This window comes from Pseudomonas sp. ITEM 17296, assembly GCF_028895205.1.
Classification (GTDB): domain Bacteria; phylum Pseudomonadota; class Gammaproteobacteria; order Pseudomonadales; family Pseudomonadaceae; genus Aquipseudomonas; species Aquipseudomonas kermanshahensis.
Map to the genome: position 1 here is coordinate 1 of NZ_WJRS01000100.1, position 325 is coordinate 325.

Below are 325 nucleotides of genomic sequence, written 5' to 3' on the forward strand. Positions count from 1 at the left end.
TAGCCCGATCCGCAGCAAGGAGCACCACGGCAAGCGCCACAACGAACTGCGCCTGGACGACACCACCGGGCAGATCAGCGCAGCGCTGATGAGTGACCACGACCACTCGGCACTGAACCTTGGTTACCTCACCCATCCTCGCCACTTTGGCGGCAAGCCGCGTGGACAAGGCTTCGAGCTGCGCACCGATACCCACGGCGTGCTACGCGCCGGCGGTGGCCTGCTGCTGACCACCGAAATGCGTGCTCGCGCCAGTGAACACCATACGGACCTCGTCGAAACCGCCGAGCGCCTGAAGGTCGCACAGGAGTACCACACCACCTTT

1 protein-coding gene is annotated in these 325 nt (G+C 64.3%); it reads left to right on the plus strand.

The window, feature by feature from the left end:
• A partial coding sequence (locus tag GIB19_RS28230) for a type VI secretion system Vgr family protein (protein WP_274888876.1) occupies positions 1 to 325 on the plus strand: 325 nt, incomplete at both ends.